General features: G+C 62.4%; 15 protein-coding genes. 11 read left to right on the top strand and 4 right to left on the bottom strand.

Translation table 11 applies throughout. The annotated features are described in order from the left end of the window. Positions 1 to 5: 5 nt before the first annotated feature. From AC57B6_RS06225 to AC57B6_RS06180, 10 genes are all read left to right on the top strand, one after another. Positions 6 to 1,121: an aryl-sulfate sulfotransferase gene (locus tag AC57B6_RS06225; protein ID WP_496420850.1), complete on the top strand. Its 1,116-nt coding sequence runs from the start codon at positions 6 to 8 to the stop codon at positions 1,119 to 1,121. A 30-nt stretch (positions 1,122 to 1,151) separates the two neighbouring features. Further along, positions 1,152 to 2,480 carry a uracil-xanthine permease family protein gene (locus tag AC57B6_RS06220; RefSeq protein ID WP_028194860.1) on the top strand — a complete coding sequence of 443 codons (1,329 nt, stop codon included), beginning with the start codon at positions 1,152 to 1,154 and terminating at the stop codon, positions 2,478 to 2,480. Positions 2,481 to 2,567: 87 nt separating this feature from the next. Continuing rightward, positions 2,568 to 3,674 carry a porin gene (locus tag AC57B6_RS06215; protein WP_144193435.1) on the top strand — a complete coding sequence of 369 codons (1,107 nt, stop codon included), beginning with the start codon at positions 2,568 to 2,570 and terminating at the stop codon, positions 3,672 to 3,674. 331 nt (positions 3,675 to 4,005) lie between these two features. After that, a complete protein-coding gene (locus tag AC57B6_RS06210; protein WP_167440569.1) occupies positions 4,006 to 4,155 on the top strand; it encodes a hypothetical protein in 150 nt (49 codons plus the stop codon). 115 nt (positions 4,156 to 4,270) lie between these two features. Next, on the top strand, positions 4,271 to 4,468 hold the full coding sequence (locus tag AC57B6_RS06205; RefSeq protein ID WP_028194858.1) for a hypothetical protein: 198 nt from the start codon (positions 4,271 to 4,273) through the stop codon (positions 4,466 to 4,468). Between the two features lie 108 nt (positions 4,469 to 4,576). Continuing rightward, on the top strand, positions 4,577 to 5,146 hold the full coding sequence (locus tag AC57B6_RS06200; RefSeq protein ID WP_106352435.1) for a phasin family protein: 570 nt from the start codon (positions 4,577 to 4,579) through the stop codon (positions 5,144 to 5,146). A gap of 58 nt (positions 5,147 to 5,204) precedes the next feature. Then, positions 5,205 to 5,393 (top strand): hypothetical protein, encoded by a 189-nt coding sequence (locus AC57B6_RS06195; protein ID WP_035519566.1) that lies wholly within the window; start codon positions 5,205 to 5,207, stop codon positions 5,391 to 5,393. A gap of 119 nt (positions 5,394 to 5,512) precedes the next feature. Continuing rightward, positions 5,513 to 6,088 (top strand): carboxymuconolactone decarboxylase family protein, encoded by a 576-nt coding sequence (locus AC57B6_RS06190; RefSeq protein WP_028194856.1) that lies wholly within the window; start codon positions 5,513 to 5,515, stop codon positions 6,086 to 6,088. Between the two features lie 13 nt (positions 6,089 to 6,101). Continuing rightward, positions 6,102 to 6,251, top strand: coding sequence for a hypothetical protein (locus AC57B6_RS06185; RefSeq protein ID WP_252890378.1), 150 nt, complete (start codon positions 6,102 to 6,104; stop codon positions 6,249 to 6,251). After that, positions 6,211 to 7,080, top strand: a complete 870-nt coding sequence (locus tag AC57B6_RS06180; protein ID WP_183799588.1) for a helix-turn-helix domain-containing protein — start codon at positions 6,211 to 6,213, stop codon at positions 7,078 to 7,080. Before AC57B6_RS06185 ends, AC57B6_RS06180 begins: the two co-directional genes overlap by 41 nt. A 6-nt stretch (positions 7,081 to 7,086) precedes the next feature. Here the strand turns inward: AC57B6_RS06180 and AC57B6_RS06175 are convergent, their stop codons facing one another. The 4 genes from AC57B6_RS06175 to AC57B6_RS06160 form a co-directional block, all read right to left on the bottom strand. Further along, positions 7,087 to 8,280: a porin gene (locus AC57B6_RS06175; protein WP_252890377.1), complete on the bottom strand. Its 1,194-nt coding sequence runs from the start codon at positions 8,278 to 8,280 to the stop codon at positions 7,087 to 7,089. A gap of 146 nt (positions 8,281 to 8,426) precedes the next feature. After that, on the bottom strand, positions 8,427 to 9,803 hold the full coding sequence (locus AC57B6_RS06170; RefSeq protein ID WP_106352439.1) for a c-type cytochrome: 1,377 nt from the start codon (positions 9,801 to 9,803) through the stop codon (positions 8,427 to 8,429). After that, positions 9,800 to 11,578 carry a GMC family oxidoreductase gene (locus AC57B6_RS06165; RefSeq protein WP_252890376.1) on the bottom strand — a complete coding sequence of 593 codons (1,779 nt, stop codon included), beginning with the start codon at positions 11,576 to 11,578 and terminating at the stop codon, positions 9,800 to 9,802. The genes AC57B6_RS06170 and AC57B6_RS06165 overlap by 4 nt, the downstream gene beginning before the upstream one ends. Next, positions 11,578 to 12,342, bottom strand: coding sequence for a gluconate 2-dehydrogenase subunit 3 family protein (locus AC57B6_RS06160; RefSeq protein ID WP_496420849.1), 765 nt, complete (start codon positions 12,340 to 12,342; stop codon positions 11,578 to 11,580). Before AC57B6_RS06160 ends, AC57B6_RS06165 begins: the two co-directional genes overlap by 1 nt. Before the next feature lie 348 nt (positions 12,343 to 12,690). Between AC57B6_RS06160 and AC57B6_RS06155 the strand changes: the two genes are divergently transcribed. Further along, positions 12,691 to 13,596 carry a LysR family transcriptional regulator gene (locus tag AC57B6_RS06155; RefSeq protein WP_030100309.1) on the top strand — a complete coding sequence of 302 codons (906 nt, stop codon included), beginning with the start codon at positions 12,691 to 12,693 and terminating at the stop codon, positions 13,594 to 13,596. Positions 13,597 to 13,699: the final 103 nt, after the last annotated feature.

Here is a 13,699-nt window from a genome sequence, read left to right as displayed (position 1 = left end):
GAATCGTGACCACGACAGTCGATCAAATTACCCAGCGCCGCCGCGGCGTCGGCCTCATCGCTCATGACCCCAGGGTTTCATTCGGCGGGTATACGCTGATCGCTCCGCAGACGGCGGGCGGCCACGTCTATCTGATCGATATCGAGGGCACGGTGGTGCACGAGTGGAAGATGCCGGTGCGGGCCGGCCGCCACGCGGTGATTCTTCCTAACGGCAATCTCGGCTACAACGGCAACCATGCAAAATCGGAAAACCGTTACGCGCCGTGGTCGATGTGGCACGGCGGCGATTTCTCCGAGGTCACGCCTGAGGGCGAGGTGGTCTGGCATTACGAAGACCCGGCGCACCACCATGACGCGCAGTGGCTCGCCAACGGCAACCTGCTGTACGCCGCGTGCGCACCGGTGCCGGCGGGGTTTGCCGAGCGCGTGCCGGGCGGCACCGCGCACGGTCCCGAAGAAGTCATGTATAGCGACGTGATCCGCGAAGTGAATCGCGCGGGTGAACTGGTCTGGGAATGGAAGGCCTGGGAGCACCTGAAGCCCGAAGATTTTCCGATCGCGTCCGGTTTCGGCCGGTATCACTGGCCGCTCGTGAACGGCCTGGGGGTAAATGCGAAGGGCGAGGTGCTGATGAGCCTGCGCACCACGTCGGGCATCATCGCCGTCGATCGCCGGAGCGGCGAGCTCACGCTGCATATTCCGCCGAGCGTGGTATCGCACCAGCACGCTCCGGTGGCGCTGGCCAACGGCAACATTCTCACGTTCGACAACGGCAATTTCCGCAGCGGCGCACATGTGGCTTTCTCGCGCGTGCTCGAGATCGATCCGAAGAACAACGAAGTCGTGTGGTCGTACGCCGACGACATGGTGAATGCGTTCTACAGCGCGTTCATGGGCAACGCGCAGCGGCTCGCGAACGGCAATACGCACATCACCGAGTCCGCGACGGGTCGTCTCTTCGAAGTGACGCCCGCGGGCGAGGTGGTGTGGGAATACGTGATCCCGTGGTTCGGCGAGTACCCGGACGAAGCGGCGCGCAAGACCGGCCCCGGCCAGTTGAACAGCGTGTTCCAGACCTTCCGCTACAGCCGCGAGCAATTGCCGTGGCTGCGTGCCTGAACGCCGCGTTTTCGATCCCCCGGGGGTAACGTGAATTCTGACCCAGCCACACATAGCGTCGATACGCGCTTGCCCGCATGGCAACTCGTGCTGTTCGGCCTGCAGCATGTTCTGTCCATGGCGGCTTCGCCCGTCACCGCGGTTTTTCTGGTGTCACGGATGCTGGCGCTTTCGCCGGGCATGACCGTGCAACTGATCGGCGCGACTTTCTTTGCCTGCGGTGCCGGCACGCTGCTGCAATCGCTCGGGGCCGGGTCGATCGGTTCACGGCTGCCCTTCGTGATGGTGCCGGGTGGCGCGCCCGCCATGCTGTTCGCTGTGATCGCCACGCAGACGGATCTGCGCACGGCCGCTGGTGCGGCGATTCTCACCAGCCTGTTCTACTGGCTCGTGTTGCCGGTATTCGCGCGCTGCCTGCGCTTTTTCCCGCGTGTCGTGGTGGGGACGATGCTGCTGCTCGTCTCGGTGAGCCTCATCAAGATCTACGCCGGGATCATCGTCGGCCAGCCGGGAACGCCTGGCTTCGCGCGGCCGCAGTCATTGGGGCTCGCACTGCTCACGATCGTGGCCACGCTGGCGGTGGCGCGTCTGTTCAAGGGCACCGCGGGACGGCTCGCCGTGCTGCTGGGTCTCGCGATCGGCACCTGTGCCGGTTGGGCGATTGGACTGATGCCGGCGGGCGGCATGTGGGCCGGTCCAATTTTCACGTTGCCGGTCTTGCTGCCTTTCGGCATGCCGCGCTTCGATGTGCTTGCCGCGCTGCCCATGCTGATTTTCAGCGTCATTTCGATGGCCGAGGCAACCGGGCAGACGGTGGCCGTGGGCGAGATCACGGGCAAGAGGATCGACATGCGCCGCGACGTGCCGAGAACGATTCGCGGCGATGCGGTGGCGTCGCTGCTCGGCTCGCTATTGGGTACCTCACTCATCATCACGAGCGCGGAGAATATCGGTGTCGTGCAGACCACCGGCGTGCGCTCACGCTACGTGACCGCGACAGCGGGCGCGATGCTGATGGTCATCGCGCTGTTTGCGCCGCTCGGGCGCTTTGCCTACGCGATTCCCGCGCCGGTGGTGGGCGGCACGGCACTGATCGTATTCGCGATGATCGGTGTGATGGGCGTGAACCTGCTCGGCAAGGTCGACCTGCATGCACGCGGCAATCAGTACACGCTTGCGGCCGCGCTGGTGGTGGGCCTGCTGCCGATTCTTGTTCCCAACGTGTATGCGTCGTTCCCCGGCTATTCGCAGATCATCCTGGGCAACGGCATGGCCGCGGGGACACTCACCGCAATCGTCGTCAACCTGGTGTTCGGCGCATGGCGTGTGAGGCCGGTGGAGAAGGTCCAGGCAATCTGATCGCGGGTTTCAGTGCCTGCCTTTGGTTTTTTTAGCTTTTAACGCAAGCCCTCGCAGTTCTCCCTCAAACGCTTCAATCCTTTTTCCATGAAAACCAATTTCGCTTTCCGCGCGACGGATGTCGCGTGCATGGCCGCGCTCGTCGTTTCCACCGCGGCCAACGCCCAAAGTAGTGTGACGCTATATGGAAGTCTCGACGCGGGCCTCGGCTACGTGAGCAATCTGCACGGCGCGCATGCTTATATCGCCGAGCAGGGCACCTTTCAGGCCGACCGCTTCGGCTTCCAGGGCGTCGAAGATATCGGCGCGGGCCGTTCGGTGGTATTCAGGCTCGAAAGCGGTTTCGTCACGACAACCGGTGCGTCGGCGAGTAGCAGTACCTTCTTCAATCGTCAGGCTTACGTAGGGATGTCCGATCCGATGTTCGGCACCGTGACGCTCGGCCGCCAGACCGACTGGAATTTCGATTGGCTCGGCTCGGTGTCGACCGGTCAACTGCTCGGCGACTTCTCCGCATTTCACCCCGGCAATCTCGACGGCCTGGGAAGCACCTTGCCGGTACAACTGTCGAGTACGGTGAAATGGAAAAGCGCGAACTACAGCGGATTGAGTTTCGGCGCGCTATACGGGTTTCCCGGCGCTTCGGCCAGCAACACGAATGGGCGGACCATCAGCTTCGGCGCCAACTATACGAATGGGCCGCTCAAGCTGGTGGCGGTCTACTCCGAATACCGCGATCGTTTGTTGCCGCTCTCTAACGGACTCGGTCTGACTTCGTTCGAAGGACAAACGCTCGCGCCCGGCGCGAGCTTCAACGCGAAACAGGTGCGCGACGCGGGAATAGGCGGATCGTATCGCTTCGAACGCGTGACGCTGCATGCACTCGCGACAGATGTGAGGATTCAGTCGGCCGGCGGCAGCGAGCACTTTCGCACCGTGGACGGCGGCGTCAACGTGCGCCTGACACCGGCGGAAGAAATCGCGGCGGGAGCCTGGTCCGCGACGCTTGCCGGGCATCGCTGGACGCAACTTACGGTGGCGAACGTGTACTCGCTGTCGAAAACGACGCAAGTCTACGCGGACTTGATGTTCGAGACCGCCGGTGGCGGGGCCGTGGCGAATACCCTTGGGATCGGCGCGGCGTCGGGCGGCAGACAGACGGTGTTGCTGAGCGGGATACATCACCTGTTCTGATTCGAGCGTGGAGCGATGCTGATGGTGGCCGCCGGCTTCGACGTGGCCGGCGGTGTGTCGGGTTGCGCAGCCTGATCCGATAAGAAGGCAAGCAGCTTTTGTCGCTGATCAGAATATTAGGTATTGCGACAATGCGCGTGGGTTGTAATAAATATTTCGCAATGTATGGGTATAAGGTCGCCGCATTAAAACGCTGGTCCGTAAATATAATATTCACGTATAAATAGAAGCCAGGCGACATAGAAGTGAATTGATATTGTTATGTAAGCGATCTTTTAAAATCCCGGGAGATCGGTCGAATTCGCCTGTCTGCCTTGCGAGGCGGTGATCCGTGGCCTTGGGCGAGACGCGTCTGGACGTCATTCAATACAAAAATATTAAGCAGACGAAACAGAAATCAACAGACAAAATGGCTGCCTTGATAAAACGCAAGCCACATATTGCAATTGAAAATTTACCGGTTATGATGGCGGCTCCGTGAAGCGGTTTCTCGAATGATCGCTCTACAGAGGCGGCAGAAATATTTGCCGGGCATTCAGGCTGGAGGGGGGTAATTAATGCTCCCCACGTCAGATAGACCAAATCGAGGAGACGATATGTTGAGTCCCCATGAATTCGCTACCTTAATGCTCATCAAGAACGCGCCGGATCAGATCGAATTGGGCCGCGCCGAGCTCGACGCGCTGATCGAGCGACAACTCATATCACTGGAAAACCTCGCGTCGGGACGCTCACGTCCTCAGATCACCAGCGAAGGCGATTCCATTCTTAAGGCGGTCGCCCGGATGCGCTAGGCATCGGCGATATCTGCTGCGATTTATTCGTTATCGCGATCCACCGAAATCTGTCGGCCCGTCCGGGTGGGCGTTCGCGCGTCGGATCGAAATTTGAGGAATTCAACCATGAGTCTATTGAGTCCCGAGCAGGCTGTTGCCATCAAGACCAACGTCGACACGTTCTTTGAGGTGGCCGGAAAGATTTTTGAGGGTGTCGAAAAACTGGCCGCACTGAACCTGCAAGCGCTCAGGGCCACGCTGGCCGAGACGCAGGAGAACATGAGCAAAATGTCCGCTGCGGGCGAGCCGCAGCAATGGTTCACGCTGCCGGCAGATTTCGCCGGCCCCTGCGCGGAAAAATCGCTGTCGTACGGCCGGCAGGTGTTCGACATCGCAGCGGCTACGCAGGCTGAAGTCACGCAACTCGTCCAGGCCTACTACGAGCGGTATAACGATCGCGTGCAGACTCTCGTCGACGAAGCGGCGAAACGTGCTCCCTCAGGGTCGGAAGCCGCGATCGCCGCATGGAGATCCGCGATTGCCGCCACCACGACCCTGTGTGAAACACTGCAGAAAACGGGGCAACAGGCCGTGAAGATGGCGGAGAGCAATCTTGAGGCGGTTACCGCCTCAGCGTCGAAACCGGCACGCAGCAACGGCGAACTGACTCCTGTAGCCGCAAGTACCAGGCGATAGCAGTGACGCGGGCAGCAACACCCGCAGTGAAGCTGGCCGTTCCGCCATGGAGGGTGCGATGAGTGAAGCAGTGGGAATCGTGATGGGTTCGTTCGTGCTGGCGATGGCGCCCGTGTTCGTCGCCGCTCATTATTACCGCGAGCTGATGCATCGAAAGCGGCTCAGGCAACTGGATCATTTTCATTACTGGCCGTACTGGAGCATGAGGCGGCCGGAGCGCGCCAATCAACGCACGCGGGGCAGGTGAGGGCGTGACGGCGGCTCGAATTTATTACATCCGAGGTAATTGGCGAGCCGCACGCACACGCCTAATCTTCGGTCGTCGCGCCGCTCATCCCGAGCGGCGCATACGATCGAGGACCTGTCATGTCGACCTTCCAGATTCATACGATTGATTCCGCACCCGAACCATCCCGGCCGGTGCTGCGGCAACTCCAGCAGAACTTCGGCCTTATCCCCAACATTGCGGGAGCCATGGCTGAATCGCCGGTGCTGATCGGCGGCTTCATCGGTATCTTCCAGAAAGTCCATTCGGGCACGTTTACGGAAGCGCAGATCCAGACCCTTTTGCTGACTAACGCGGTGACGAACGCGTGCTCGTGGGCCGTTGCGTTTCACACGGCTCTCGCGCTGAAAGAGGGGCTTTCATCCGCCGATGTCGAAGCGATTCGCGATGGCCGGACGCCTGCCGACAAGAAGCACGCGGCGCTCTCGACGCTGACGAAAACGGCGATCGAAAAGCGCGGACACCTGAGCGACCATGAAGTGAACCAGTTTATCGAGGCGGGTTTCCGCAAGGACCAGGTGCTCGAGGTTCTCACGGTGCTGGCTGCTTCCACGATCACGAACTACACCGGCAACATCACGAAGCCGGCACTCGAAGCACCTTTCCAGGAGCACGCCTGGACCGCGCCGGTCGCCTCTCGCCGAGCCGTTCAGTAACAGGGAAGGGAGTATGCTGATCGACGCGGTTCTAACTACCGCGTGGCGCCGGACATCCACGGATGCGCCGGCGCCGCCGCTCACCCAACCCGATCTGCACCGACTGGCGAAAAAATACACCGATGAATCCCGCGAATCCCGAACGGAAGACGCCGTCGAATGAACTTGGCGCGTTGTTGCGTCACTGGAGAGACATGCGCGGTATCAGCCAGTTGGACTTATCGTTCAACGCGGGCGTGTCGCAGCGGCACATCAGCTTTGTCGAAAGCGGCCGCAGCGTGCCGAGCCGTCAGATGCTGCTGGATCTCGCCCAGGCGCTCGATATCCCACTGCGCGAACGCAACACGCTGCTGCTGGCCGCAGGCTATGCGCCGATGTATGCCGACAGCGCGTGGAATGCACAGGAGATGCGCAGTGTCACCAGCGCACTCGGGCGCATGCTGCGGCAGCATGAGCCGTTTCCCGCGCTCGTGATGGATCGCTACTGGAATGTGCTGATGACCAACGATGCGGCGCCGCGTTTCTTCAATTGCTTTATCGACATGGCGGCGCGCAAGGGGCCGCGCAATATGCTGCATCTGATTTTCGATCCGGACGGCATGCGGCCGTTCGTGGCCGATTGGCAAACAGTGGCGGATAGCCTGATTCAGCGCGTCTATCGGGAGTCGGTCGGCCGTGTGGTCGACGCTCAGACACGCGAGTTGCTTGCCGCGTTGCGTGCCTATCCGGACGTGAAGCCGGACGTGAAACCGGACGCGAAATCTTCCCAGGACTCACTGGGAGCCGGCGCCGCGACAGCAGGCATGCCGGTCATACCCATCGGCTTCGTCAAGGACGGCAAGGTCCTCAACTACTTTTCAATGGTCGCCACGGTGGGCACACCACGCGCCGTCGCCGCGCAGGAACTGCGTATCGAATGCATGTTCCCTGCGGACGACGAAACGGAAGCACGGCATCTTGAACTGATCGACGCGCTCCCGCAACAGCACTGAGCCTCGTCAGAACCGGTGCCGCAAGCCAATACTGACGATTGCCTGCGACTGCGTGTCCGACGAGTGGCCGTTGCCCTTGTCGCTGACCGATGCGGTTGCCGCGACCGGATTGCCGAGCGCATCCAGCGTGACACCGGACGCGTGCTGATAGCCGCCCATCAGATACACCGTGGAGCGCTTCGACATGTTGTACTGCGCGCCGAGCGTGACGTTGTGATATTGCGCACGCTCGTCAACACCTTGCACCTCGCCGCCACGCGTGTAGCTATAGCCCGCGAACAGTTGCACGGCCGGGCGGATGGTCCACTGTCCGAATACGCCCGCGACGTTGAATGTTGCATGCCCGTTGAACAATGAATCGGCGCCCGAGCGGTATTGCACATTGCTGTAGTTCACGCCGAGAATGGCCGGTCCGAAGTTGTACGTCGCGCCCGCGGCGATGATCTGTTGCGATTGCGCGCTCGCGTAACCTTCATTGATCGACGAGTTGAACAGGCCGTCGTCGGTGCCGCTCCATTTGCCGTATGTCGAATCCTTCGTTCCGCTCTTGCTGTTGTCCGAACGCTCATAGCCGACGCCCACATGCAACGGGCCATTGCCGTACCCGGCGCCCACGCTCCACGTGTTCTGCTGCTTCAGGCTGCCCGGTTGGCCGCCGAACCCATACAACGCGCCGAACGTGAAGCCCGAGTAGTTCGCGCTCGTGTACTTGACCGAGTTGTTGACCCGCGCGGTCTGATCGAGATCGTCGATGTCGCCCGGATGCGCGCCAAAGCCGCCGGCCATCGCGACCGGCGCAACCGGCGCGACGAAGTCGTTCAGCGACGTGTACTGGCGGCCGAGCGTGACCGTGCCGTATTGCTGGCTGCCAATCCCGACGAACGCCTGACGGCCGAACAACCCGCCGTTCTGGCCGGTCTTGCCGTTCGTGATGTCGAAACCGTCCTCCAGCAGGAACAGGGCGTTCCAGCCGCCGCCCAGGTCTTCCTGACCCTTGATGCCGAAGCGGCTGCCGGAGAGATTGCCACTCGTTACCGCGACGTTCGAGTGTCCCGAGTAAGCGCCGGTGGTGCCGGTGCGTTCGTTGCTGCGATACGTGATACCCGCATCGACGATGCCGTACAGCATGACGGAACTCTGCGCGGACGCAATACCCGCGAAAGACAACAACAGGGGTGCAGCAAGCAAGTGCTTTTTCATCGTAGTGGTAACTTGGTTGGATCGTCGATGTCAGGTCGCCTGCATGGCGATCTCTCTTTTTTCCGCGCACCCGCAGTCCGCTCCTGAACAACGGAGCAGACTGCGGGAAGCGGGGGAAGCGGCTTGCGATTTCTGGCGGCGCGAGCTTATCGGCTTAGTGAAGCGCCGGGAGGCATCTCCGGCGCCGTCACCTTGACGGTCTTGCGGACCTTGGCGACATCCGCGGCACTGACCGTCGAACCGGTGTTGCCCCAGCTATTGCGCACGAAGTTCGTGACGTCGGCGACTTCCTGATCGTTCAGACGCCAGCCGAAAGGCGGCATCGTGAACGAGGACGGCGCGCTCTTCGTGCCTTCGAGCGTGTTGCCGGTCAGCAGCACGTGAATCAGCGAGGTCGCGTCCTTGCCCTGCACGACCGGATTGCCGCCCAGTGCCGGGAAAACGCGCGTGTAACCCCGGCCGTCGCTGCGGTGGCAGGCGGTGCAGTTGTCGCGGTAGACGGCGGCGCCGGGAGCCGTGGCGTCGCCGGTACGCAGCGCGTGAGCGGCCGTATCGTTGTACACGTATGGCGTTTCCTGCGGATCGGTCGACGGCAGCGTCTTCAGGTAGCGCGCGATCGCGCTCAGGTCGGCGTCGCTCATGTGCTGCATGCTGTGCTGAACGACGTCGGTCATACCGCCGAATGCCGCGCTGTGCTGCGTACGTCCGGTCTTCAGGAACTGCACGAGATCGGCCTCGCTCCAGCCGCCGATACCGGTACGCGGGTTGCCCCGCAGGCTCGACGGAACCCAGCCGTCGATTGCCGCGCCGCCGGCAAGAAATTCGCTGCCGTCCAGATCGCTCAATGCGCGCTCCTGCATCGTCACCGCGCGCGGCGTGTGGCAGGCGCCGCAGTGGCCGAGACCCTGCACGAGGTACGCACCGCGCGCGACCACAGGATCGGCATAGTGCTGCGCGTCGAACGTCATGGGCTGCGGTGCGAACAGATGACGCCAGATGCCGAGCGGCCAGCGCATCGACAGCGGCCAGACGATATCGACCGCACGGTTCGCCTGGTTCACCGGCGCGACACCCTGGGTGAAGTACGCGTACAGCGCGTGCATGTCGGCGTCGCTCAGGCGCGCATACGACGGGTACGGCATCGCCGGATACAGCGTGTCGCCGTTCGGCCGCACGCCCGCGCGCACCGCGCGATCGAACTGCGCGAAGGTCCACGAGCCGATACCGGTATCGCGATCGGGCGTGATGTTGGTCGAGTAGATCGCGCCGATCGGCGTGTCGAACTTCAGGCCGCCCGCGAATGGCTTGCCCGATTGCGCCGTGTGACACGCAATGCAATCGCCGGCGCGCGCGAGGTATTTGCCGTGCGCGATCAACGCGGCGTCGGCGGATTGCGGCGGAGTGGGTGCCGGAGTTGCCGCTTGCACGGCAAGCGGTGCGCACAGCGCCGCAGCGGCGCAAACAGAGGCCGCGCTCACGCGTTTGAATGCCTGTCCCAGGCGTTGGATGTCGATTTTCTTCATACGCTCACCAGCGGCCCGGGGTTCTTCAGATACTGCTCGCGGATCGCGCGCGCCGACCAGTAGGCAAGCGCGGCGACGAGGCCGGTCGGGTTGTAGCCGATGCCTTGCGGGAATGCCGACGCGCCCATCACGAACACGTTGTGCACGTCCCAGCTTTGCAGATAACGGTTCAGCACGCTGGTCTTCGGATCGGTGCCCATAATCGCGCCACCGACCAGGTGAGTCGTCTGATAGCGGCGCGAATCGAAGTGCGCGCCGAATTCGCGCGTATAGACGCCGATGGACTTCGGCCCCATCTGTTGCGCGATCTTGTGCATCTGCCCGGTCACGTATTGCGCCATCTTGATGTCGTTGTCCTTCCAGTCGAAGGTCATGCGCAGCAGCGGCTGGCCGTACGAATCGCGATAGGTCGGATCGAGATCGAGGAACACGTCGCGGTACGACATGTTGGAGCCGTGCGCATCCATCGAAATGGTGTGCGCGTAGTGATCCTTCACCGACTTCTTCCAGTTCGCGCCCCAGTTCGGCGTGCCCGCCGGTGTCGCGATGCCGCTGATCGGTTTGGTGCCCGCCTGGTTCACCCACAACGGCGAGCCGCCGACGAAACCGAGCGGGCCGTGATCGAAGTTGTCGGCGTTGAAGTCGTCCACCGCGACGCCATTGCCACCCGCGCCGATGAACGGATTGGTGAAGGTGTCCTTGTCGAAGAACGCCGTGATCGTCGAGAGGTTCTGGTACGCGAAATTGCGGCCGACCACGCCTTCGCCCGAGATCGGGTCGTACGGCTTGCCGATGCCCGAGAGCAGAAGCAGGTGGACGTTGTGATACTGGAACGCCGCGACGATCACGAGATCGGCGGGTTGAAAGACTTCGTTGCCCGCCGGATCGACGTACGTCACGCCCTTGGCGCGCTTTTTCGTATCGTCGAGTTCGACGCGCAGCACGTGGCAGCGCGAACGCAGTTCGAAGTTCGGCAACGGCTTCAGCGCGGGCAGAATGTTCAGATTCGGCGAGGCCTTCGAATACATGTAGCACGCGTAGCCGCTGCAGAATCCGCAGAAGTTGCACGGCCCCATCTGCACACCATACGGGTTCGTGTACGGACCCGACGTATTCGCCGAAGGCAGGCGGTAAGGGTGCAGCCCGAGTTCGCGCGCGGCCTTGCCGAAGCGCTCGGCCGAGTAAGTGTTCAACTGCGCGGGGAGCGGGAAGTTGTCGCTGCGCGGCGCGTCGAACACGTTGCCGTCGCCGACTATCTTGCCGTTGACCTTATACGCCTGGCCCGACGTGCCGAACACTTTCTCGGCGAAGTCGAAATGCGGTTCGAGTTCCTCGTAGCTGACGCCGTAATCCTGGATCGTCATGCCTTCCGGAATGAAGCGCTTGCCGTAGCGTTCTTCGTAGTGGCTCTTCAGACGCAGCTCTTCCGGCGTGATGCGGAAATGCACACCCGACCAATGCAGGCCGGCGCCGCCGACACCTTCGCCCGGCAGGAATGCGGCAAGCTGACGATACGGCAGCGCCGTTTCGCCGACGTTATGACGGATCGAGACGGTGGTCTTCGAAAGATCGAGGAACAGCTTCTTGCGAACGTTGTAGGTCAGCTCGTCGATCGTGTTCGGGTACGCGCCGTCCGGATAGGTGTCGCGATACTCGCCGCGTTCGAGCGCGACCACGTTGAGGCCGGCCTCGGTGAGTTCCTTCGCGAGGATCGCACCGGTCCAGCCGAAGCCGATGATTACCGCGTCGGCGTGGGGTTTGGTTTGCGTGGTCATCAGGTGCGCTTTCCTTCGATCGACACGGGGCCATACGGATAGGCCTGGCCGTCCTGGTTGACGAAGTCCATGAAATCGGCGCGCGCGCCGGGGAAACCGATCATCTTCCAGCCGCCCATGTCGCGATTGCCGCCGTGGATCGGGTCGCAGAAGTAACCTTCGCGAGTGTTTTGCAGTAACTGGCCGAAGAAAACGGTAGCCGGGACGTCCGCCAGATCGATCTTTCCGGTCTCGAGCGCGGCGAGCACGGTGTCGCGCGTGGGCGCGTCGAGGGCGTCGAACGGATGCGAATAGGTTTTGCTGCAGTAGGCGTTCACCGCGGCGATGCCCAGCCGGTACAGATCGCGCGGCACGAGCTTCAACTGGTAGCCGAGCTCCGGTGCGCCTTGCTGGAAGGGGCCTTGCATATACCAGAGCGCGCCGTGCGCGTACGGCGTGTCCATCTGCCGGTCGATGAATTCGGGCACGCCGGCTTCGACCGCTCCGGGGCCTTCGCTGTCGGCGGGAATCAGACGGTCGACCGCCGCGTGGACGAAGGCCCATTCCTTCGCGTCGAAGAAATGCGGCTTGTAGTCGGCGCCGGAAGCCTGGCCTGCGGTAGCTGCGCCGCTCGCGCCCTGGGCGCCCGTGCCCGCCTGCTTGACTTCGCAGCCGGCGAGCGTTCCGACGGGAACCAGCGCGATGGCCGTGCGTAAGAAGCCGCGGCGGGAGGTAAGAGGAGATTGAGCCATATTGTTCTTTGTCACGAGAAGGGAGCGCGCCATGACGCTCCGAGGCAGTCATCGGATTGCGGCGTCATGGTAAATGGAACCGGTTCCAAAGTGTTTCTACTTTTTTACAATAAGCTGTTTCCTGAAGTGATTAAATGCTGCTTTTTGACAAAAAGCGCTTTTAAATCATAGGTGTTTTTTAGTCAGTGTGGCCTGCGGGTGCAGCGGCGGGCAGGAGTTGAAACTGACGCGAAAAAGCGACGCTTCGGGATGCACGCGGCAAAGCAAGCCTTCCTGGTGGCATGCCGGCGCCGCCCGCCGGCGTGTGCGGCCCTCCCGGGAAGTGCTTTGGCGAATCAGGCAACGCACGTCACAATCGAGGCATTCCCGCCAGGCGAGCCCATGGAAAACCTTCTGAAGAAACTCGATCTCACCTCGCTGCGCCTGTTCGTCGCCGTCTGCCAGGAGCAGAACATCGCGCGCGCGGCCGAGCGCGAGTTCATTGCGTCGTCCGCCGTGAGCCGGCGCATTGCCGAGATCGAGGCGCTGATCGGCCTACCGGTGATCCAGCGGCAGTCGCGCGGCATTACGGTGACGCCGGTCGGCGAGACCGTGCTGCGCTATGCGCTGGCGATCATCGGCAGCATCGAACAGATGAGCGCGGAGTTGTCACGGTTTTCGTCGGGAGCGAAGGGGCGGGTGCGGGTGGTGGCGAATCTTTCGTCGATCGTGCAGTTCTTGCCCGAAGACGTAGCGGCATTCGGGCGGGTGTTCCCGGAGGTGTCGATCGAACTGGAGGAGGAGAACAGCGCGGACGTGTTGCGGATAGTCGGCGAACATGGCGCGGACTTTGGCATCTGCAACCCGGTGGCGGGCAGCGAAGCCTTCGAGCAGGTGCTGTATCGGGAAGATCGCCTCGCGGTGCTGGTGCCGTTCGGTCATCGTCTCGCCGACGCGTCGCACGTGGCGTTCGAGGCCTTGCTCGACGACAGCTTTGTCGGCCTGCGCAGCGAGAGTGCGCTGACGCAACTGCTTGCGCAGCAGGCGGCGGCCGGCGCGGGGCGGCAACTCGACGTGAAGATCCGCGTCAGCAGCCTCGACGCGCTGTGCCGGATGGTCCATGCCGGCCTCGGCATCGCGATCGTGCCGGAGCAAGTGGGGCTGCTCTACGTGAATGCGCTCGACGTGCGTCTGCTGTCCCTGAGCGATCCCTGGGCGTTACGGCGTCTCGTCATGATCTTCAAGTCGCGCGATCAGTTAAGCGCGAGCGCGGCGGCGCTTGTCGGCTTCCTCGGCGGCGGGGCTTAGCGGGGCGATCAGGCCGGCACCGCGACCGCGGCTGCGTCACGATGCGCCACGACAACGCGAGGAAGAACGGCGCGCCGATCATCGCCAAACAAGACGTCTGCGT

Source organism: Paraburkholderia sp. BGA-UO-ETr-F12, from assembly GCF_059567945.1.
Note: the sequence above shows the minus strand (reverse complement) of the source record. Positions and strands in the feature narration are given on the sequence as shown.